This window comes from Mycobacterium paraffinicum, assembly GCF_001907675.1.
Classification (GTDB): Bacteria; Actinomycetota; Actinomycetes; order Mycobacteriales; family Mycobacteriaceae; genus Mycobacterium; species Mycobacterium paraffinicum_A.
The window spans coordinates 103,151-123,321 of sequence record NZ_MPNT01000011.1; the positions used below are offsets into that span (position 1 = coordinate 103,151).

Below are 20,171 nucleotides of genomic sequence, written 5' to 3' on the forward strand. Positions count from 1 at the left end.
CGCCGATCAGGACGCCTTGGCGTACCTGCGAACCAATTCGTCCTCGCCGAACGTGCCCGTGTGCTGTGCGCCGTGGTCGTCACGGCCGAAGAACGTCCAACGCCGGGGAGTCGCCTGCGGGCCGCTGATCATCCTGACGGTGTAGCGCAGTTTCGTGGGACGCAGCGTGCCGATGGTGTCTCCGACGCGGATCTTCGAGGGATGGATCTCTGGCGCATCGGCCCAGTCCTGTATTGCCATTACGCCCGTCCTCACCGTTTTGGCCCCCCGCTCACCAGGACAGCGCCACGGTCAGGCACTCGCCACTCTAGTGCAACAGCGGGGGCGGGCCCTGGTTTCCGCGGCGCCCGGGCGATTCCGCGTCCGCGCGCCACCCTGGCAGTCCCGACGGGTCATCGGGGGCGTAGCGTCGACTATGAGCCGTTTCGTTGTCAGCGGTGGTCCGTGCGACCGGTACGGGCCACTCACGGGCAATGCGATTCCTCCGTCCGCCCCGCGCTCGCCGGGGCGAACGACGCCGACGTGAAGGAAACCGCCCGTGGATGTTGCAACAGTGCCTGGCCGCGACCGCGGAGCGCGTCGATGACCGCATCGCCGGAACGCCGGCGCCGAGCCAACCCCGTCCGCCTGTCGGTGGGGCGTGAGCTCGGGCGGGCGATCGACGGCGCGTGGTGGCCGCGCGCGGACCGCATCACCAACGAGTTGCCCGAGCTGGTCGCCGTCCTGACCCCGTTGCTGGGGGAAATCGAGTCCATCCACGTCAACTGGCCACCGCTGCAGCGACCACCCGACCTGAACTGGTCCGGGTGGGAACGGAAACGCCAGCACGTGATGACCGTCATCGGGGCCGACGCGCGCATCAACCTGCTGGTCATCCCGTACGCGACCTATAGCGCGCTCGCCCTGATGGTGTTGCGCTGCGCGGCCGACCTACCCGTCGAAGCGCGCGACCAGTTGAAGCCCGCGTACCTGACCGCAGGCTCCGTCCTACGAGCCGCTCACCAACAATGCGGCACGGCCGTCAGCGAACCAGCGCGAGGCTAGTGGTGCTCGCCGTTCTTGCCGTTTGAACCGACGGTGGTCTCCTGGTGCTCGCGCAGGGCGGTGAGGGCACGTTGCTCGGAGCTGTGTTCCGCCTCGCGCAGCGCCGCATCCTCCGACGCCGGGTCGGCGAACAGGAAGCTGCCGTGCCCCGGTGAACCGGCCGAGCCCAGCTTGTTCATCCGCTTGGGCAGCGCCGCGCCCTGGTACTCCAGCGGTAGCGGGTGGCCGTGGTCGTCGACCGGGCCGAGCGGCTGATGCAGCTCGATGTACGCGCCGTGCGGCAGCCGCTTGATGATGCCCGTCTCGATGCCGTGTGCCAGCACCTCGCGGTCGCTGCGCTGCAGCGCCACGCACCACCGGTAGGCGACGAAGTAGACCACCGGCGGCAGGATCACCATCCCGATGCGGCCGATCCACGTCGTGGCGTTCAGCGAGATCTGGAACTTCAACGCGATGATGTCGTTCATCGCCGCCAGCGTCAACAACATGTAGAACGAGATCGCCATCGCGCCGATCGCGGTGCGCACCGGGGCGTCACGCGGCCGTTGCAGCAGGTTGTGGTGGGCGTAGTCACCGCTGAACCGCTTCTCCAGGAAGGGGTAGACGATCAGCAGGATGAAGATCAGGCCCATCAGCAGCGCCACCCAGACGGGGGCCGGAATGGTGTGGTGCCAGAAGTAGAACTCCCACGGCGGCCAGATACGCGCCAGGCCCTCGGTCCACATCATGTAGAAGTCGGGCTGCGAGCCGGCCGAGACGTGAGATGGCTTGTAGGGGCCCAGGTTCCAGATGGGGTTGATCTGCAACAGCCCACCCATCAGGCCGAGCACACCCACGATCGCGGCGAAGAACGCGCCGGATTTCACCGCGAAGATCGGCATCACGCGCACGCCCACGACGTTCTGCTCCGTGCGGCCCGGGCCGGGGAACTGGGTGTGCTTCTGGAACCACACCATCGCGAGGTGCAGCCCGATCAGCGCCAGGATGATCCCCGGGAGCAGCAGGATGTGCAGGGCGTACATCCGCGGGATGATGGTGCCCAGGGTGGCGCACTCGTTACCCACACCGCCGCAAGGGAAGTCGCCGCCGAACAGCGCCCAGTGCAGCCAGGTGCCGATCACCGGCATGCCCAGCGTGATCGAGGAGAGCGCCGCGCGCAGGCCGATGCCCGACAGCAGGTCGTCGGGCAACGAGTAGCCGAAATACCCCTCGAACATGGCCAGGATCAGCAGCAGCGAACCGATCACCCAGTTCGCCTCGCGGGGCCGGCGGAACGCGCCGGTGAAGAAGATGCGCGCCAGGTGCACCATGATGGACGCCGCGAAAATCAGTGCGGCCCAGTGGTGTACCTGCCGGACGAACAAGCCGCCACGCACCTCGAACGAGATGTCCAGGGTCGAAGCGAACGCCTTGGACATGTCCACACCGCGCAGCGGCTGGTAGGCGCCGTTATAGGTGACCTCGGCCATGGACGGGTCGAAGAACAGCGTCAGGTATACGCCGGTGAGCAGCAGCACGATGAAGCTGTACATCGCGATCTCGCCCAGCAGGAACGACCAGTGCGTCGGGAAGACCTTGTTGAGCTGCCTGCGCACCGCCGCCGACGGGTGATAGCGGGTGTCGATGTCTTCGCCCTGACGGGCCAGGACATCGCCGATCTTCGGCGGTTTCGGGGGACTCAGTTTGGGACTCATGTTGTCGTCCTCTCCCAGAATGCCGGTCCGACGGGCTCGATGAAGTCACCGTTGGCGACCAGATACCCGTTGGAGTCGATCGTGATGGGCAGTTGCGCCAGCGCGCGGGCCGCCGGGCCGAAGATCGGCTTGGCGAAGTGCAGGGCGTCGAACTGCGACTGGTGGCAGGGGCACAGGATCCGGTAGGACTGCTCCTCGAAAAGCGAAGCGGGGCAACCCAGGTGCGAGCAGACCTTGGTGTAGGCGAACAGCTCGCCGAAGTTGAAGCTCTCCTGGCCCTGGCGCTTGACCACCCGGGGCATGTCCGACGGCCGGACCCGGATGAGCATCACGGGGTTGCGGACGCCCTGGTTGATCGCGCGCAGCTTTTCCTGCGATTCCGGCGTGGTGCCGTCACCGTCGGACTCCCGCCAGGGGAACACGGTCTCCATGCCGCCGGCGTCGAGGTCCTCGGGCCGCATCTTGATGAACGGTGACGCGCCGGCGGACCCAGTGGCCCGCGCGAGGAAGATGGTCTCGCCCGCGTACCGCGGGGTCCAGCCGGACGTCCACAGCACGGCCTTCTTGCCCTCGGCGGTCGGCACCACCGGCTTCCACGGGTTCTTGATCAGGCCGCCGGCGAAGGCCACCAGGGTGGACAGACCGAACGCGCCGAGGCCCAGCCCCAGCGACGCCCCAATCACCTTGCGGCGGCGCACCGTCGAGCCCTCCAGGGCGTCGGTCAGGTTCGCCACGACCGTCTTGCGGTCGATGTCCCGGGAGGCGCCGTCGTGCCGCTGCTGGATCGAGATCTCTTCGGGGATGAACCTCTTCTGGTAGAGGATGGTGCCGATCGCGATCGACAGGATCGACATCCCGAAGGTCAGCCCGTACAGCGGGGTGGCCAGGTCATAGAGCAGGCTGCCGGCGGCGTTCTTGGGCTTGTACTCCCACGGCCAGAACAGGAAGACCAACAGCAGCGCGAGGCCGAAGCCACCGCCGAGCAGCAGCCACAGGGCAACCCCGCGCTCGGCGCGCTTCTCGGCCTTGGTGCCCTCGACGGGCCAGCGGGGTTCCTTGACGATCGTCTCGACGCCGTCGAGCTTGCCGCCCAGCGCCACCAGCTCCTCGCGCGACATCGCGGCCAGGGCCGCCTCGTCGGGTTCGCTTGGCGCGGCGCCCTTGTCGGTGTCAGAGCCGCCGACGGCATTCACGTCACTCATATGCGCCGCTCCTCCACATCGCGCCGGCCCCCGCAAGCGGGCGGGGGTTCCCCCAACCGCACCGCGGTGAGGGGGCGTGCCCCCACTGCATCGTCTCGGCGCGGCTCATGATGCTCGTGCCCCAATCCAGAGCGCCAAACCGATGGCGGCGACCATCCCGATGATCCAGGCCGCCATGCCCTCGGGTGCGGGCCCGAAGCCGCCCAGGCCGTAGCCGCCGGGCTGGCGCTCCTCGGTGACCGCCTTGATGTAGCCGATGATGTCCTTCTTCGCTTCGAAGGACAGCTGGCGGTCGGAGAACTTCGGCATGTTCTGCGGGCCGGTCCGCATCGCCGCCAGGATCTGCTGCTCGTTGGGCGGCTCCAACGGCGGCGCGTACTTGCCGGACGACAGCGCCCCGCCTTTGCCGGTGAAGTTGTGGCAGGACGAGCAGTTCAGCCGGAACAGGTCCCCGCCGCGGCCCAGGTCGTCGCCGCGCAGCGACTTCATGGCCAGGCTGCCGTCGGGGTTGCGGACCGTGGTGGGACCGCCGCCGTTGGCCTGCACGTACGCGCCCAGGGCGTCGACCTGCGCCTCGTCGAAGATCGGCTCCTTGCGCGGCGCCTGGGCCTCGCCGGTCATCGCGGGCATCCGGCCGGTGGACACCTGGAAGTAGACGGCCTCCTCGCCGACCCCGATCAGGCTGGGCCCGCGGTCGGGCACGCCCTGCAGGTTGGCGCCGTGGCACGAGACGCAGGACGTCTCGAACAGCTGCTTGCCGGTCCGCAGCAGCGCCGAGGACGACTCGTCGGCGACGGCCACCTGCGGGCGCGGCGTCAGCACGGCGGCCAGCCCGCCTGCGATGGTCAGCGCGATCAGCAGCAGCAGCCCGCCCGACAAGCGGCGGCGCAGGCGCCGCCGGGAGCGATCACTCGCGGCTTTTCGCGGCTTCCGGTTTCGCATGGACCCCAGTTTCTTCAACCGAGCACTCCTGTTCATTCCGTTATTCGGAGCCGTCGGCTCATCGGATGAAATAGATCACGGTGAACAGCGCGATCCACACGATGTCGACGAAATGCCAGTAGTAGGACACGACGATGCTCGCGGTGGCCTGCGCCGGGGTGAACTTGCTCATCGCGGTGCGGGCCAGCAAGAAGATGAAGGCGATCAGACCGCCGGTGACGTGCAGCCCGTGGAACCCGGTCGCCAGGTAGAACACGCTGCCGTAGGCGCTGCCCGGGATCGTGGTGCCGTGCGTGGCCAGGTGGTAGTACTCGTAGCCCTGCCCGCAAACGAAGAACAGCCCCATCAGGAAGGTGATCACATACCAGCGGCGCAGCCCGAAGACGTCGCCGCGTTCGGCCGCGAACACCCCCATCTGGCAGGTGAACGACGATGCGATCAGCACCAGCGTCACCGGGACGGCCTGATAGAGGTTGAGTTCGGTCGGCGGCGGCGGCCACTTTCCGCCCGACTGCGCACGCGCGGTGAAGTACATCGCGAACAGGCCAGCAAAGAACATCAGCTCGCTGGAGAGCCAAACGATGGTGCCGACACTGACCATGTTGGGTCGATTCAACGAATGAACCCGCGACGTGATTGCAGTACCTGAGGTCCCTACAGCGCTGGTCACATCCGCAAGTATGACGCTTTGTAGTTGTTGAACTCCACCCGGGGCGGCATTTGATGTTTTCGCGTCGCGACCACGCCCGGAGCGGGCGGCCCTCCGCGGTGGTTGGGGGAGGTCCGGTCCTCGTGGGACCATCGGCGCGTGGCTCTGTCATCTGAGGCTTCCTCCCTCGGGGGTTCCGCCGCCGGCGCGGCGGGGACGGCGCCGTCGTGGCCGCGGATCCTGGCCAGCTTGACCGGCGGGCACGACCTGGCCCGCGGCCAGGCCGCCTGGGCCATGGCGCAGATCATGGCCGGCGACGCGAGCCCGGCCCAGATCGCCGCCTTCGCGGTGGCGATGACGATGAAGGTGCCCACCTCCGCCGAGGTCAGCGAGTTGGCCGACGTCATGCTGAGCCACGCGCGCCCGCTGCCGGCCGGTATGCGCGACGACACCGTGGACATCGTCGGGACCGGCGGTGACGGCGTCAACACGGTCAACCTGTCCACGATGGCGGCGATCGTGGTCGCCGCCGCGGGCGTGCCGGTGGTCAAACACGGCAACCGCGCGTCGTCGTCGTTGTCCGGCGGTGCCGACACGCTGGAGGCGCTCGGGGTGCGCATCGAGCTGGAACCCGAGCAGGTCGCGCAGAGCCTCGCGCAGCTGGGCATCGGGTTCTGCTTCGCGCCGCTTTTTCACCCGTCGTACCGGCACGCATCCGTGGCGCGCCGCGAGATCGGCGTGCCGACAGTGTTCAATCTGCTTGGGCCGCTTACGAATCCGGCCAGGCCACGGGCCGGCTTGATCGGCTGCGCATTCGCCAACCTGGCCGAGGTGATGGCGGGGGTGTTCGCCGCGCGCCGGTCCAGCGTGCTGGTGGTGCACGGCGACGACGGGCTCGACGAGCTGACCACGACCACCACCAGCACGATTTGGCGCGTGCAGGCCGGGACGGTGGACAGGCTGACCTTCGATCCGGCCGGATTCGGTTTCGCCCGGGCCGATCTGGGCGACCTGCTGGGCGGCGACGCGCACGCCAACGCGGCGGAGGTGCGCGCCGTGCTGGCCGGCGCCAAGGGCCCGGTCCGGGACGCGGTCGTGCTCAACGCCGCCGGGGCGATCGTCGCGCACGCCGGATTATCCAGCCGCGCTGAATGGTTGCCGGCGTGGGAGGACGGGCTGCAGCGCGCCAGCGCGGCGATCGACTCCGGTGCGGCCGAACAGCTGCTCGCGCGATGGGTGCGGTTCGGCCAGCAGCTCTGAATCACGTTGGGCCGCTTGCTCGTACGCCAACCGCGCAGAGCGCGCCGAGGTCGCCCACGCCGCCCATGCGCCCGCGGAGCGCAGCGGTGACGCCCAGCCGGCGGCGTCGGGGGAGTCGTCGACGCGCACGATGCGCACGCCCGGCCCGGCCAGCCAGCGCGCGATCAGGGCGGACTCCTCCACCAGCGCACCGCCCAGCGGGGCCGCGCTCGGCAGAATCGCCTGTGCGCCAGCCACAATCGCGTCGACCACCGGCATCGGGGCTACCCCGCGCCGCGCGCGCCCCGCCGCGGCGAGCTGACCGTGCCGGACGACGGCGAGGTGGTAGCCGCCCTCCCCGTCGGGCGCGGCGGCGATCAGTTCGGGCACGGCGGCCAGGGCGCGCAGCCGCTGGCCGCGCCAGAGGATCTCGACGGCGGTGGCGGTGCGGTCGCGCAGGCGGGCGGCGCTCTCGAAATGTCGGCGTTCGGCCAGCGCCGTGACCTGGTCCACGGCGGCGGCCAGGGCGCCGTTCTCCAGGCCGTCGATCAACGCCGCGGCGTGCGCCACGGCCGCGGCGTACTGGGTGGCCGTGACGTCGCGCGCCGCGGGGCAGGGCGACACTTCGACCTCGGCGCAGGCCGGGCCGTGCAGGACCGAGCGCCCCAGCCGGGCGGTGCAGGTTCGCAGGCCGGTGAAGCGGGCCAACAGGGCGGCCGTATCAGCGGCGTCGGGGCGGAGGCGAAACGGGCCGACGGCGCGGTCGTGGCGGGGCGCTCGGACCACCGCGAGCCGCGGGAACGCCTCGTCGGTGAGCGCCACCCACCACCACCGGTGCGGGAATCGCGACCGGCGGTTGTAGGGCGGGGCGTGCGCGGCCAGCAGCCGCAGCTCGCGGACGCCGGCCTCCAGCCCGTGGGCGCATTCGACGTGGTCGACCGCGGTGGCCAGGTTGACCATCTCCTTCATCCGGCCGCGCGGGTCCGCGCCGGTGAAGTACTGGCCGACCCTGCGGCGCAGGTCGACGGCGGTGCCGACGTACAGCACCTCGCCCGAGGGCCCGCGGAACAGGTAGACGCCCGGCCGGCGGGGCAGGCCCTCGGCGAGGACCCGCTTGCGCCGCTGGGCCGGGGTCACGTCCGGCAGGTAGGCGCGCAGGTCGGCATAGGTGTGCACGCCCTGGTTGCCCACCCGCTCGACGAGCGCGTGCAGCACGTCGACGGTGGCGCGCGCGTCGTCGAGGGCGCGGTGGGTGGGCTGGGTGGCGACGGCGAACAGCCGCGCCAGGGCGGCCAGCCGCACGCTGGGGGCTTCCTCGCGGTTGAGCACCCGGCGGGCCAGCCGCACCGTGCACAGGACCTGCGGCCGGGGCCAGGGGATTTCGCACCGCGCCGCCGCGGCGCGCAGGAATCCGATGTCGAACCCCGCGTTGTGGGCGACCAGCACCGCGTCCCCGGCGAACTCGAGGAACATCGGCAGCACCGCGTCGATGGTCGGGGCGTCGGACACCATCGCGGTGGTGATGCCGGTCAGCTGCACGATCTGCGGGGGGATGCTGCGTTCGGGATCGACGAGCGTGGCAAACTCGCCGAGCACCACGCCGCCGCGAACCTTGACCGCCCCGATCTCGGTGATGGCGTCGGGGGCGTTTCCGTCCGTGCTCTTCGTGCGGCCGCCCGTGGTTTCCAAGTCCACCACCACGAAGGTGGTGTCGCGCAGCGGGACGTCGGCGGTGGCGTCGGCGGTGGCGAAGGGCGACCCCAAGTCGGCGAAGCTGAGCTGAGTCGCACCACCGGCACCCATGGCCGCGAGGTTAAGCGCGACCACCGACACCCGCGCGGCTCCCACGCCGGGGCGAGTCGGGGCCGTTGCCGGCCGAAACGCGGCGCCGGCTGGTTGTCGGTGGCTGCGGTTACGGTTCGGACAGTCCGACCCGACGTTCACCCAGCCCGACCGAGAGGACCGATCCCGATGGCACGAAGCAGCAGACCCGACAGCTACGGCGCGGAGGCGCCGGATGCGGGCGCCCCGGTCGTGATCGACTGCGACGAGTGCGCCGTGCGCGGGCGCGGATGCCGCGATTGTGTAGTCAGCGTGATACTCGGGGTCCCGGAAACTTTGTTGGAAGACGAATGCGCTGCGTTGGCGGTGCTTGCCGATGTCGGCCTGGCTCCGCGTTTGCGGTTAGTGCCTATCCGCCGCGAGCACGATTCGGGCGTCGCCTAAGATGCTTTGTGTGCCAAAGGTTTACGAGACGGTCAGTGTCGTTCACACGATAATGACAGAAATCTATCCAATTTCTTAACCGCCCGCTTTGGACAAACGTCGATATCGTTTCGTAACCTGTTTGAGACCTAAACCCAGCTCGACGGCGCTTGCGCGTCGGTGGCCGTTTAAGGAAGCAAATCTTGAGGCTTGACTCTAGATACCCGTTTGCGCGTTTCGTCACACGAACTGCCATCGGGACGCTAGCGGGCTTCACTGTGTTGTCGGGTGTCCTTGCTGCGCACGTCTCGGCCGACCCGGCCGACGACGCGCTGGCGAAACTCAACGAGTTGTCCCGCCAGGCCGAGCAGACCACCGAGGCGATGCACAGCGCGCAGCTCGACCTGAACGACAAGTTGGTGGCCGAGCATGCGGCGGAGAAGAAGCACGACGACGCCCAGGCCGCCGTCGACGCGGCCAGGGCCCGGCTGGCGTCGTACCAGGGCGCCGTCAACAAGCTCGCCGCCGCGACCTACATGGGCGGCCGCGTCGACGGCATGACGGCCATGTTGACCGCCGGATCGCCGCAAGGGCTGATCGACAAGCTGGCCATGCAGCGGCAGATGGCAACGCAGATGGCCGACCAGATGACGAACTTCCGGGTCGCCGGCGAGCAGGCCGCCAAGGCCGAGCGGGAGTCGGCGAAGGCCGCGGCCGACGCCAAGAGCGCGGCCGAGCAGGCCGCCGCGGTGCGGGCCAGCCTGCAATCCAAGCAAAGTCAGCTGCAGGTGCAGATCGCCGTCGTGAAGTCGCAGTACGTTTCCTTGTCGCCCGAACAGCGCACCGCGCTGGCCGACCCGGGCCCCATTCCGGCCGGGCTGCCGGCACCCGGCGCGCCCGCGCCGGAGGCCGCACCGCCCGGCGCGCCACCGCCGGCCGGGCAGGCACCCGGTGAGGCGCCGCCTCCCGGGGGGATGCCCGGACCGTTCGGCGGCGGGGTCGGCGGCGGTGACCGCGCGACCGTCGTGCAGGCGGCGCTGACCCAGGTCGGCTCGCCCTATGTGTGGGGCGGTGCCGCACCCGGCGGGTTCGACTGCTCCGGGCTGGTGATGTGGGCGTTCCAGCAGGCCGGGATTTCGCTGCCGCACTCCAGCCAGGCGCAGGCCACGGGCGGCCAACCGGTGGCGCTGTCGGACCTGCAGCCCGGCGACGTGATCACCTTCTATAACGACGCCTCACACAGCGGCCTCTACGTCGGTGACGGCATGGTGATCCATTCCTCGACCTACGGCCAGCCGGTGCGCGTGGTGCCGATGAATGCGGCAGGCCCGGTCCACGACGCCCGCCGCTACTAGAGGCTCGACCCGCCGGCTCACGCTCCTGCTGGCCTGGGTGTTCCTGGTCGAGCTCGTCGTCGCGGCGGCCGTGCCGCTCGAAGCCGGACGCGGTGTCGGGATACGGCCCGCGCAGCTGGTCACGCCGACGCGCAGCCAGGCCAGCGCCACGACGAAGTCGCTGGTCGTAGGCGACCGCACCGTACGGCTGACGGGTTTCGGCGGCCCGGCGAGCGATCGCCTACTGTCGCGGGTCGTCTCCGACATCGGTGCCGCGATCAACGCGGTCGAGGCGTTTTGGGGCGTGCACTGGTCGCCCGACATCTCGTTGGTCGCCGCGCGCACCGACGAGGAGTTCCGCGCCGCCGCGGGCGGGGGGCCGGCGGCGCAGTGGGTCGACATCGCGGCGGTAACGGTCGCCGACCGCGTCGATCCCGCGCACCGGGCGGCGGTGGGCGAGCGGATCGTGCTCGCGCCAGGCGCGGCCACCATGACCGCGGGTGCGTTCCGAATCGTGTTGGCGCACGAGCTTTTTCACTACGCCGCCCGAGCGGACACCGCCGCGGACGCGCCCCGATGGCTGACCGAAGGCGTGGCCGACTTCGTCGCCCGGCCCCGCTCGCCGGTGCCGGCCGACGCGTTGCCCGTTCCGCTGACGCTGCCCTCGGACGCCGACCTGGACGCGCCCGGGCCGCAGCGCTCGCTCGCCTACGACCGCGCGTGGTGGTTCGCGCGTTTCGTCGCGGACACCTACGGCGCGGACAAGCTGCGCGACCTGTACCTGGCCGCCTGCGGCGCCGGCCACACCGACGTGCCCGCCGCCATCCACGACGTCCTGGCCACCGACCCGGCCGGCCTGCTCGCGCGCTGGCACGATTGGCTGACCCACTCGGGTTGAGGAGATGCCCCGCGCGCAGGCAGGCTAGCCTGACGCAGTGAGTCGGGTCCTGCTGGTTACCAACGACTTTCCGCCCCGGCCGGGCGGCATCCAGTCCTACCTGAGCGATTTCGTCGGGCGGCTGGTCGACGCCCGGTCGCATTCGGTGACGGTGTACGCGCCGCAATGGAAGGGCGCCGACGCCTTCGACGAGTCGGCCGCGGCGGCCGGTTACCGGGTGTTCCGTCACCCCGGCACGCTGATGCTGCCGGGGCCGGCGGTGGACGCCCGGATGCGCCGGCTGATCGCCGAGAACGACATCGACACCGTCTGGTTCGGAGCGGCGGCGCCGCTGGCGCTGCTGGCGCAGCGCGCCCGCCAGGCCGGCGCCACGCGGGTGGTGGCCAGCACGCACGGCCACGAGGTCGGCTGGTCGATGCTGCCGGTCGCGCGGTCGGTGCTCCGCCGCATCGGTGACACCACCGACGTCGTCACGTTCGTCAGCCGCTACACGCGCGCGCGGTTCGCGCCGGCGTTCGGGCCCAAAGCATCGCTGGAATACCTGCCGCCCGGGGTCAACACCGACCGATTCCGGCCCGACCCGGCGGCCGGCGTTCAGTTGCGCGACCGGTATGGGCTTGGTGAGCGGCCGACGGTGGTGTGCGTGTCCCGGCTGGTGCCGCGCAAGGGCCAGGACACGCTGATCAAGGCCCTGCCGTCGATTCGGCAACGCGTCGACGGCGCGGCGCTGGTCATCGTCGGCGGCGGCCCTTACCTCGATTCGCTGCGCAAGCTGGCCCTCGATTGCGGGGTGGCCGAGCACGTGACGTTCACCGGGGGTGTGCCGGCCGCCGAACTCCCCGCCCACCACGCGCTGGCCGACGTCTTCGCGATGCCGTGCCGCACCCGGGGCGCCGGCCTGGACGTCGAGGGGCTGGGCATCGTTTTCCTCGAGGCGTCCGCGACCGGCAAGCCGGTGATTGCCGGTGACTCCGGCGGGGCACCAGAAGCCGTGCAGCACAACAAGACTGGATTGGTGGTCGACGGCCGGTCGGCGGACGCGGTCGCCGAAGCCGTCGCCGGGGTGCTCGGCGACCGGGACCTGGCCGCGGCGATGGGGGCGGCCGGACGCGAGTGGGTGTTGGCCTACTGGCGGTGGGACACCCTCGCGGCGCGGCTGGCCGACCTCCTGCGGGGTTAGCCGCTCAAGCGCCACGCTGGCGTGACGCTCGACGCCCCGCGCCACGCTGGCGTGACGCTCGACGCCCAGTGTGACGCTGGCAACCGGGCGGCGGTCCCCCAGCGCGTCACATCGACGGCTGGCGAGGCCGGGCCGCTACTCGTTTTCGTAGATCCAGTCGATGTCCGAGGCGAACTTCTCGGCCACAACGTTGCGCTTGACCTTCATCGTCGGTGTCAGCTCACCGGTGTCCTCGGTGAAATCGACGGGCAGGATGCGGAATTTGCGGATGGACTCGGCGTGCGACACCGCCTGGTTGGCGTGCTTGACGGCCGCGTCCACCTCGGCGACCAGGTCCGGGTCGTTGGCCAGGTCGGCCACCGACGCGCCGGCCGCCTTGTGGTTGCGTTCCTTCCAGGCGCCGAACGCCTCGGGGTCGATCGTGATCAGCGCGCCGATGAACGGCTTGGCGTCGCCCACGACCATGGCCTGACTGATCAGCGCGTGCGCCCGCAGCTGGTCCTCGAGCACCGCCGGGGCGACGTTCTTGCCGCCAGCGGTCACGATGATCTCCTTCTTGCGGCCGGTGATCTTCAGGAAGCCGTCCTCGTCGAGCGCGCCGAGGTCGCCGGTCTTGAACCAGCCGTCGGTGAACGCGTCGTTGGTGGCCTGCTCGTTGCGCCAGTAGCCGCTGAACACCACGCCGCCGCGCACCAGCAGCTCGCCGTCCTCGGCGATGCGCATGCTGTTGCCCGGCAACAACGTTCCGACCGTTCCGATCCGCACGTTGCCGACCTGGTTGACCGTGATGGCCGAGCTGGTCTCCGTCAGGCCGTAGCCCTCGTGGATGGTCAGCCCGACGCCGCGGTAGAAGTGGCCCAGCCGCGCGCCCAGCGGGGCGCCACCCGAGACCGACGCGTGGCATTCACCGCCCATCGCGGCGCGCAGCTTGTGATAGACCAGCCGGTCGAACAACGCGTGCTTGGCACGCAGCACCAGCCCGGTGCGCCCGCGGTCCTGCGCCTTGCTCCAGTCGACCGCGGTCTGCACCGCGGCCGCGAAGATCCGCCCCTTGCCGTCGTTGACCGCGTTCTGCTCGGCGGTGTTGTAGACCTTCTCGAACACCCGCGGCACCGACACCACCACCGTCGGCTTGAACACGGCGAACATCGGCAGCAGGTTCTTGATGTCGCTGGTGAACCCGACGGTCACCTTGTTGGCGAACGCCGAGAGCGTCAGTGAGCGCGCCAGCACGTGGGCCAGCGGCAGGAAGATCAGCAGCCGCTGCCCCTCGTCCAGCAGCGTCGGCAGGCACTCCTTGGCGCCCCGCGTCTCATACAGCAGGTTGGAATGGGTGAGCTGGCAGCCCTTGGGCCGCCCGGTGGTGCCGGAGGTGTAGATCAGCGTCGCGGGGTCGTCGGAGCGCAGCGCCTGCTGGCGGGCGGTGAGCTCGGCGGGCTCCACCTCCGCGCCGGCCTCGACGAGCTGATCGAGCGCCTTGGGGCCCGAACCGTCGATGTGCAGGACGCGGCGCAGACCGGGCAGCTCGGCGGTGAGTTCGGTGACCATCGCAGCGTGCGCGTCGGTCTCGGCGAAGGCCAGCACCGCCTCGGAGTCCTGCAGCACCCAGCGCACCTGTTCGGCGGACGACGTCTCGTAGATCGGCACGGTGACCGCGCCCACGGACAGGATCGCGAGGTCGATGATCGCCCACTCGTAGCGGGTGGCCGAGAAGATGGAGACCCGGTCGCCGGCCTGGACGCCGAGCGCGATCAGGCCCAGTGCCGCGGAGCGAACCTCGTTGGCCACCTCGGCGCAGGTGACGTCGGTCCAGGCGCCGTCGACCTGACGCCGGAAGATGACGAAGCCGGGGTCCGCACGCTCGTGCTCGAAGACCATGGCCGCGATGTTGTCGTGCTCGCCGACGGAGAAACGGGCGGGGACACTGTACTCACGCACTCTTGCTGACCTCGTTTTTGGCTTGGCTGACGGTCCGGGGGGACGGCTGGTTGTCGTCCAGCCTAATCCGCGCATTCCTGCAGGACTGGGGGCAGTCCACCGCCGCGGCCCGCCCTCGGCGCGGCCGCGGGAGATTGCTGTGTGAAGCTGGGGTGGTGAACAGCATCCAGATCGCGGACGAGACGTTCGTCGCCGCCGACGGTGCGCGGGTCGGGGCCGCGGTCGCCGACCCGTCGTGCTGGCGTCGCTGGTGGCCGGACCTGCGACTGCAGGTCGTCGAGGATCGGGCCGACAAGGGCATCCGGTGGGCGGTCACCGGCGCGTTGACCGGCACCATGGAGATCTGGCTGGAGCCGTCGCTGGACGGGGTTGTGCTGCATTACTTCCTGCATGCGGAGCCGACCGGGGTGGCGGCCTGGCAGCTGGCCAAGCTCAATCTGGCGAAAATGACACACCGCCGTCGGGTGGCGGGCAAGAAAATGGCCTTCGAGGTCAAGACGACACTGGAACGGTCACGTCCGGTCGGAGTTTCTCCGGTAGTTTAGCCGGGTCAGGTTTGCAGGGAGAGTACCGTTTCGGACCGGAGGCCCGGGGGTTAGACCCGCACGGTAGTTTCCCCGCCGGCGGCGTCGGCCGCTTGCGGGAGAGAGGGCAGCATTAGGTGGCGGAAAAGACGTCGCAGACCATCTACATCGAGGCCGACCCGGACACCGTGATGGACGTCATCGCGGATATCGATTCCTACCCGCAGTGGATCTCGGAATACCGCGAGGCCGAGGTGCAGGAGACGGACGCCGACGGCAATCCCAAAGTCGCCCGAGTGGTGCTGGACGCCGCCGTGCTCAAGGACACCCTGGTCATGGCCTACCAGTGGCCCAAAGACCGGCAATCGGTCAGTTGGACACTTGTCTCCAGCTCGCTGCTGCGGTCCCTGGAAGGCACATATCGGTTGGCGCCCAAGGGATCTGGCACCGAGGTGACCTACGAGCTGTCGGTCGACCTCGCCGTCCCGATGATCGGTTTGCTCAAGCGCAAGGCCGAGCGCCGGTTGACCGACACCGCGTTGAAGGATCTGAAGAAACGAGTCGAGGGCTGAGTGAGTCCAGCCAATCGCCGGCGCCCACCCCGGCCCGGATCAGCCTCTTCGTTGGCAAGGGCGGGGTAGGGAAATCCACGCTGGCCTGTGCCACGGCGGTCAGCGCCGCGAGCGCGGGCCAGCGCGTGCTGGTGGTGTCCACCGACCAGGCGCACTCACTCGGCGACGTGCTCGGTGTCCCCGTCCCGCCCAGTCAGGACGAACTGGTTCGCGTCCTCGCCGACCTCGACACCGGGCAAGGCCAGGCCGGCGGTGGCTTTCTGGACGCGCTGGCATTGGACACGTTGGCGCTGCTCGAGGTGCGGTGGCGCGACGCGGTCGACACGCTGGATCGGCGTTTTCCCGACTCGGAGCTGAGTTCCATTGCGCCCGAGGAACTTTCGGCGCTGCCCGGCGTTCAGGAAGTGCTCGGGCTGCACGCAGTCGGGGAGCTGGCCTGCTCCGGTACCTGGGATCGCATCGTCGTCGACTGCGCCTCGACCGCCGATGCGCTGCGCATGCTGACCCTGCCCGCCACCTTCGGGCTCTACGTCGAACGTGCGTGGCCGCGGCATCGCCGGCTGTCCGTCGGCGCCGACGACGCCCGGTCGGCGGCGGTGGTGGAACTGCTCGAGCGCATCAGCGCGAGCGTCGAGGGGCTCGGCGCCCTGCTGACCGACGGCGAGTTGGTCAGCGCGCATTTGGTGTTGACGCCCGAGCGGGTGGTCGCGGCCGAAGCGGCCCGCACGCTCGGTTCGCTGGCCCTGATGGGGGTGCGCGTCGAGGAACTCATCGTCAACCAGGTCCTGACCGAGGACGAGTCGTACGAGTACCGCAACCTGCCGGAGCACCCCGCGTTTTACTGGTACGCCGAACGCATTTCCGAACAGCGGGGTGTTCTCGACGAGCTCGACGCCACGATCGGTGAGGTGGCACTGGTGATGACTCCGCACCTGTCCGGCGAGCCGATCGGCCCCAAGGCGCTGGGAGCTTTGCTCGAGAACGCCCGCCGACGTGGGGGAACGCCGCCGCCGGGACCGCTGCGACCGACGGTGGACCTGGAATCCGGCACGGGACTTGGTTCGGTATACCGGATGCGGCTAGCGTTGCCGCAACTCGATCCGTCGGGACTGACGTTGGGGCGCGTGGATGACGACCTCATCATCAGCGCGGGCGGATTGCGGCGCAGGGTTCGCCTGGCCTCGGTACTTCGGCGTTGCACTGTCATAGACGCGCAGTTGCGGGGTACGGAGCTGACCGTGCGATTTCGACCAGATCCGGAGGTGTGGCCTAAGTGAGTCAGGGTCATTCGGAGATCGGTCCGGAGTTGCGCAGGCTCGCCCAGTCGATCCTGGACGGTATCGACCCGGCGATGCGGACCGCGGCCGCGCTGACGGCGGGCCGGGGAGTCGGAACCGGCAAGTGTCAGCAGGTGTGGTGCCCGGTGTGCGCGCTGGCCGCGTTGGCGACCGGTGATCAGCACCCGCTGATCACCGTCATCGCCGACCACAGCATCGCGCTGCTCGAGGTGGTGCGCGCCATGCTCGACGACATCAACGGCGCGGCGAAACCGCCGCCCGACGGGCCGCCCGGCGACGGTGGCACCGACTCGGAGGCACCCGAGGCCCCGACCAGGACCCGGTATCAGCCCATCCCCGTCACCATCGAGGAGTGACCCGGCTGCGCCGGAGGTGGTCCGCTGCCCACGCGATGGGTACAGTTGGCGCAGAACACCGGCGGGCGGGCGAGAGGGAGGGCCATGTGGTACTGGCTTTTCAAGTACATACTCCTCGGCCCGTTGCTGGCCTTGCTCGGTCGGCCAAAAGTTGAAGGCCTGGAACACATTCCGAGTTCCGGCCCGGCGATCCTGGCCAGTAATCACCTGGCGGTGATGGACAGTTTCTACCTGCCGTTGGTGGTGCGTCGCCGGATCACCTTCCTGGCGAAAGCCGAATACTTCACCGGAACCGGCTTGAAGGGCTGGTTCCAGCGCTGGTTTTTCACCGCGGTGGGCCAGGTGCCGATCGACCGGACCGACGCCGACAGCGCGCAGGCCGCGCTGAACACCGCGGAGCGGCTGCTGTCGGCGGGCAAGTTGTTGGGCATGTACCCCGAAGGCACCCGTTCGCCGGACGGCCGGCTGTACAAGGGCAAGACCGGCCTGGCGCGGCTGGCATTGCACACCGGGGTGCCGGTGATCCCGGTGGCGATGATCGGGACCAACGTCGTGAACCCGCCCGGCTCGAACATGTTGCGCTTCGGGCGGGTCACCGTCCGCTTCGGCAAGCCGATGGACTTCTCCCGTTTCGAGGGGCTGGCCGGCAACCGGTTCATCGAGCGCGCCGTCATCGACGAGGTGATCTACGAACTGATGGGCCTCTCCGGCCAGGAGTACGTCGACATCTACGCCGCCAGCGTCAAGGAGAACCGCAACGGCTCGTCCGGTGGGGCATCCGACGGCGAGGCCGCGCGGATCCCGCAAACCGCCGTAGGCTGAACCGCGGCGACGATCAGCCGACGGCTGTCGCCGGCGTCAATTGCTGCGGCGCCGATTCCCGCGCGGGCGTGCGGGCGGTGACCGTCAGGCCGGCGACGACCAGGACGGCCAGCGCCCACCAGACGTAGGACATCCCCGCGAGTTGGCGCCACCACACGGCCGCCGCCTCGTGGTGCTTGGGCAGCAGGTCGATCGTCGACCATCGCATCAGCGCCACCCCCGCGGCGCCGACCACGGCCAGCGCCACGTTCCGGCGCCGCCAGGCCAGGACGGCCAGCACCACGACCGTCGGAAGCCCCCACACCCAGTGGTGGGACCACGAGACCGGCGAGACCACCAACCCGAACAGTGCGGCGCACACGACCGCCAGCACGGGCTCGTCGGCCCGCAGCACCCTGCGCATCGCCCACACCGTCAGCGCCAGCACCAGCAGCGAGGCCGCCACCCACAGCAGGAAGCGCTGTTGCTCGCCCAGCCCGATCCGGGCCAGCGCACCGGCGATGTTCTGATCGGTGTTCAACGCCGCCTCGCCGATCCGGTCGGTGTGGGCCAGCGTGTGCGTCCAGTACTCCCACGAATCGCTCCATGCCAGAACGAAACCGAGCGCCGTCGCCCCCACGAACGACATCAGCGCGGTCGCCGCGGCGCGGTTGTCCCGACGCAGCAGGAAGTACAGCAGGAACACCGCCGGCGTGAGTTTGAGCGCGATGCCCAGGCCCAGCAACAGGCCGCGCGGCCACGGGACGCGGCGTGGCAGGCAGTCGGCGATCACCAGGGTCATCAGCACGACGTTGATCTGCCCGAAGGCGAAGTTCGACATGATGGGTTCCAGCCACCTGGTCGCCGCCGCGGTGATGACGACGGCCAGCCACCAGCGGCGCAGCCACGCCGGGCCGGGCAGCGCCGTCGAGGCGGCCCAGACGTCCAGGCGGGTCAGCACGATCACCGTCGAGACCACCAGCAGCGCCAACGTCAGCGCCGTGATCGCGACGCTGGCGGCCGGCATGTGCAGCCAGGCGAACGGGCAGAACACGATCGCCGCCAGGGGTGGGTAGGTGAACGGCAGGTTGATCCCGATCGGTGTGTGGAACAACACATCGCCGTGGTACAGCGAATGCCCGTGCATCCAGGCTTGCGCGCCCATTTGATACACGTCGATGTCGATGCGGTAGGGGATGTGCCCGAACAGCTGCCAGGCCACAAAGCCCAGGCCAGCCGCCGCCAGCAGCCACAGCCCGCACCACAACAGGACGCGCCCGGGGTGACTGCCCGCGCCGGGCACCCGCGATCTACTCATGTCGCACAACAGCGTAATGGGTGCGTGCGCGCGCGACGTGGCCCGCGCGGCTCCCGCGGGGTGGACCCCCACAGGCGTACGTTTCAAGAGTGCTCCACTGGTTCGTTCTGCGGGTGACGCACTGGTTCGCGAACGACATCCTCCGCGGTGGCCGGTTGCCCCTGCTGTGTTGCCTGGTGGCGTTCATCCTGACCTTCTTCGTGACGCGGACGTTCGTGCGGCTCATCCGGCACCGCGCCGACGCCGGCCGGCCGGCTCGATGGTGGCACCCGCGCAACGTCCATGTGGGCGGCGTCCACATCCATCACGTGACGTTCGGCGTGGTGCTGGTGTTGCTCTCCGGGCTGACGTTGGTCACCCTGTCGATCGACGGCCGCGAGCCCGAATTCACCCTGTCGGCAATCTTTTTCGGGATCGGTGCGGCCCTGGTGCTCGACGAGTACGCGTTGATCCTGCACCTGTCGGACGTCTACTGGTCGGAGGACGGGCGCACATCGGTGGACGCCGTCTTCGCCGCGATCGGGGTGGCCGGCCTGCTGATCATGGGGCTGCACCCGCTGATGTTCTTCCTGCCGATCTGGGAGGGCACCGATTCGTGGCCGCTGCGTGCGGCCGCGGCCGGCGCACTGGTGTTGACGCTGCCGCTGGCGATGGTGGTGGTGCTCAAGGGCAAGGTGTGGACCGGGTTGCTCGGCATGTTCATCGTCGTCCTGCTGGTGATCGGCGCGATCCGGCTGTCGCGCCCGCACGCGCCCTGGGCCCGCTGGCGATACACGGCCCAGCCGGAGAAGATGCGCCGCGCGCTGCAACGGGAGCGGACGCTGCGCCGGCCCGTGGTGCGGGCCAAGCTGTACCTGCAGTGCGCGATCGCCGGCACGCCCGGGCTGCCCGACGAACGGGTCGTCGACGCCCAGCTCGACCACGAGGTGCACCCCGCGCCGCCGCCGACCGGCCCCATCCTGATCAGCAGATAGGCG

19 protein-coding genes and 1 pseudogene are annotated in these 20,171 nt (G+C 69.7%); 12 read left to right on the forward strand and 8 right to left on the reverse strand.

What is annotated here, in order from left to right:
- Positions 1-6: 6 nt before the first annotated feature.
- A complete protein-coding gene (locus BRW65_RS14095) occupies positions 7-240 on the reverse strand; it encodes a hypothetical protein (protein ID WP_073875591.1) in 234 nt (77 codons plus the stop codon).
- A gap of 342 nt (positions 241-582) precedes the next feature.
- On the opposite strand from BRW65_RS14095, the gene BRW65_RS14100 reads away from it, so the two are divergent.
- On the forward strand, positions 583-1,044 hold the full coding sequence (locus tag BRW65_RS14100; RefSeq protein WP_073875593.1) for a DUF5994 family protein: 462 nt from the start codon (positions 583-585) through the stop codon (positions 1,042-1,044).
- On the opposite strand, the gene qcrB is transcribed toward BRW65_RS14100, so the two are convergent.
- The 4 genes from qcrB to ctaE all read right to left on the reverse strand — a co-directional run bounded on the left by qcrB (position 1,041) and on the right by ctaE (position 5,552).
- Positions 1,041-2,738, reverse strand: coding sequence for a cytochrome bc1 complex cytochrome b subunit (gene qcrB / locus BRW65_RS14105; RefSeq protein ID WP_073875595.1), 1,698 nt, complete (start codon positions 2,736-2,738; stop codon positions 1,041-1,043). The genes BRW65_RS14100 and qcrB overlap by 4 nt on opposite strands.
- The gene (gene qcrA / locus BRW65_RS14110; RefSeq protein ID WP_073875597.1) at positions 2,735-3,940 is read right to left on the reverse strand and encodes a cytochrome bc1 complex Rieske iron-sulfur subunit; all 1,206 of its coding nucleotides are present in this window, start codon (positions 3,938-3,940) and stop codon (positions 2,735-2,737) included. Before qcrA ends, qcrB begins: the two co-directional genes overlap by 4 nt.
- Before the next feature lie 105 nt (positions 3,941-4,045).
- Positions 4,046-4,900 carry a cytochrome bc1 complex diheme cytochrome c subunit gene (gene qcrC / locus BRW65_RS14115; RefSeq protein WP_073875599.1) on the reverse strand — a complete coding sequence of 285 codons (855 nt, stop codon included), beginning with the start codon at positions 4,898-4,900 and terminating at the stop codon, positions 4,046-4,048.
- A 40-nt stretch (positions 4,901-4,940) separates the two neighbouring features.
- Positions 4,941-5,552: an aa3-type cytochrome oxidase subunit III gene (ctaE, locus tag BRW65_RS14120; protein ID WP_067274561.1), complete on the reverse strand. Its 612-nt coding sequence runs from the start codon at positions 5,550-5,552 to the stop codon at positions 4,941-4,943.
- A gap of 138 nt (positions 5,553-5,690) precedes the next feature.
- On the opposite strand from ctaE, the gene trpD reads away from it, so the two are divergent.
- Positions 5,691-6,791 (forward strand): anthranilate phosphoribosyltransferase, encoded by a 1,101-nt coding sequence (gene trpD, locus BRW65_RS14125; protein ID WP_073875601.1) that lies wholly within the window; start codon positions 5,691-5,693, stop codon positions 6,789-6,791.
- On the opposite strand, the pseudogene BRW65_RS14130 reads toward trpD, so the two are convergent.
- Positions 6,729-8,573, reverse strand: a pseudogene (locus tag BRW65_RS14130) (DEDD exonuclease domain-containing protein); the annotation flags it as partial. The gene trpD and the pseudogene BRW65_RS14130 sit on opposite strands and share 63 nt — an antisense overlap.
- A 168-nt stretch (positions 8,574-8,741) precedes the next feature.
- Between BRW65_RS14130 and BRW65_RS32300 the strand changes: the two are divergent.
- The 4 genes from BRW65_RS32300 (at position 8,742) to pimB (ending at position 12,387) form a co-directional block, all read left to right on the forward strand.
- On the forward strand, positions 8,742-8,996 hold the full coding sequence (locus tag BRW65_RS32300) for a hypothetical protein (protein WP_073875603.1): 255 nt from the start codon (positions 8,742-8,744) through the stop codon (positions 8,994-8,996).
- A 182-nt stretch (positions 8,997-9,178) separates the two neighbouring features.
- Positions 9,179-10,330 (forward strand): peptidoglycan hydrolase RipC, encoded by a 1,152-nt coding sequence (gene ripC / locus BRW65_RS14140; RefSeq protein ID WP_073875605.1) that lies wholly within the window; start codon positions 9,179-9,181, stop codon positions 10,328-10,330.
- A gap of 37 nt (positions 10,331-10,367) precedes the next feature.
- Positions 10,368-11,207 carry a hypothetical protein gene (locus tag BRW65_RS14145; RefSeq protein ID WP_073875703.1) on the forward strand — a complete coding sequence of 280 codons (840 nt, stop codon included), beginning with the start codon at positions 10,368-10,370 and terminating at the stop codon, positions 11,205-11,207.
- Positions 11,208-11,244: 37 nt separating this feature from the next.
- Positions 11,245-12,387 (forward strand): GDP-mannose-dependent alpha-(1-6)-phosphatidylinositol monomannoside mannosyltransferase, encoded by a 1,143-nt coding sequence (gene pimB / locus BRW65_RS14150; protein WP_073875607.1) that lies wholly within the window; start codon positions 11,245-11,247, stop codon positions 12,385-12,387.
- A gap of 135 nt (positions 12,388-12,522) precedes the next feature.
- Here pimB and BRW65_RS14155 read toward each other — a convergent pair whose 3' ends face one another.
- On the reverse strand, positions 12,523-14,325 hold the full coding sequence (locus tag BRW65_RS14155) for an AMP-dependent synthetase/ligase (RefSeq protein ID WP_073875609.1): 1,803 nt from the start codon (positions 14,323-14,325) through the stop codon (positions 12,523-12,525).
- A gap of 155 nt (positions 14,326-14,480) precedes the next feature.
- Between BRW65_RS14155 and BRW65_RS14160 the strand changes: the two genes are divergently transcribed.
- From BRW65_RS14160 to BRW65_RS14180, 5 genes are all read left to right on the forward strand, one after another.
- Positions 14,481-14,870, forward strand: coding sequence for a polyketide cyclase / dehydrase and lipid transport (locus BRW65_RS14160; RefSeq protein ID WP_073875704.1), 390 nt, complete (start codon positions 14,481-14,483; stop codon positions 14,868-14,870).
- Between the two features lie 116 nt (positions 14,871-14,986).
- Complete coding sequence (locus tag BRW65_RS14165) at positions 14,987-15,421, forward strand: SRPBCC family protein (protein WP_068082775.1); 435 nt, start codon at positions 14,987-14,989, stop codon at positions 15,419-15,421.
- Positions 15,418-16,698, forward strand: coding sequence for an ArsA family ATPase (locus BRW65_RS14170; protein ID WP_208611809.1), 1,281 nt, complete (start codon positions 15,418-15,420; stop codon positions 16,696-16,698). The genes BRW65_RS14165 and BRW65_RS14170 overlap by 4 nt, the downstream gene beginning before the upstream one ends.
- A complete protein-coding gene (locus BRW65_RS14175) occupies positions 16,695-17,075 on the forward strand; it encodes a hypothetical protein (RefSeq protein ID WP_073875611.1) in 381 nt (126 codons plus the stop codon). Before BRW65_RS14170 ends, BRW65_RS14175 begins: the two co-directional genes overlap by 4 nt.
- An 84-nt stretch (positions 17,076-17,159) precedes the next feature.
- Positions 17,160-17,897 (forward strand): lysophospholipid acyltransferase family protein, encoded by a 738-nt coding sequence (locus BRW65_RS14180; protein WP_073875613.1) that lies wholly within the window; start codon positions 17,160-17,162, stop codon positions 17,895-17,897.
- 13 nt (positions 17,898-17,910) lie between these two features.
- Here the strand turns inward: BRW65_RS14180 and BRW65_RS14185 are convergent, their stop codons facing one another.
- Positions 17,911-19,194 (reverse strand): glycosyltransferase 87 family protein, encoded by a 1,284-nt coding sequence (locus BRW65_RS14185; RefSeq protein ID WP_073875615.1) that lies wholly within the window; start codon positions 19,192-19,194, stop codon positions 17,911-17,913.
- Between the two features lie 107 nt (positions 19,195-19,301).
- Here BRW65_RS14185 and BRW65_RS14190 point away from each other — a divergent pair, with 107 nt between their 5' ends.
- Positions 19,302-20,168 carry a hypothetical protein gene (locus BRW65_RS14190; protein WP_139273105.1) on the forward strand — a complete coding sequence of 289 codons (867 nt, stop codon included), beginning with the start codon at positions 19,302-19,304 and terminating at the stop codon, positions 20,166-20,168.
- Positions 20,169-20,171: the final 3 nt, after the last annotated feature.

Bases quoted from the DNA above. Each gene is read 5' to 3' on its own strand.
- BRW65_RS14185 (WP_073875615.1), bottom strand. From the start codon at position 19,194: ATGAGTAGATCGCGGGTGCCCGGCGCGGGCAGTCACCCCGGGCGCGTC.
- BRW65_RS14100 (WP_073875593.1), top strand. From the start codon at position 583: ATGACCGCATCGCCGGAACGCCGGCGCCGAGCCAACCCCGTCCGCCTG.
- BRW65_RS32300 (WP_073875603.1), top strand. From the start codon at position 8,742: ATGGCACGAAGCAGCAGACCCGACAGCTACGGCGCGGAGGCGCCGGAT.
- qcrB (WP_073875595.1), bottom strand. From the start codon at position 2,738: ATGAGTCCCAAACTGAGTCCCCCGAAACCGCCGAAGATCGGCGATGTC.
- qcrA (WP_073875597.1), bottom strand. From the start codon at position 3,940: ATGAGTGACGTGAATGCCGTCGGCGGCTCTGACACCGACAAGGGCGCC.
- BRW65_RS14095 (WP_073875591.1), bottom strand. From the start codon at position 240: ATGGCAATACAGGACTGGGCCGATGCGCCAGAGATCCATCCCTCGAAG.
- BRW65_RS14180 (WP_073875613.1), top strand. From the start codon at position 17,160: ATGTGGTACTGGCTTTTCAAGTACATACTCCTCGGCCCGTTGCTGGCC.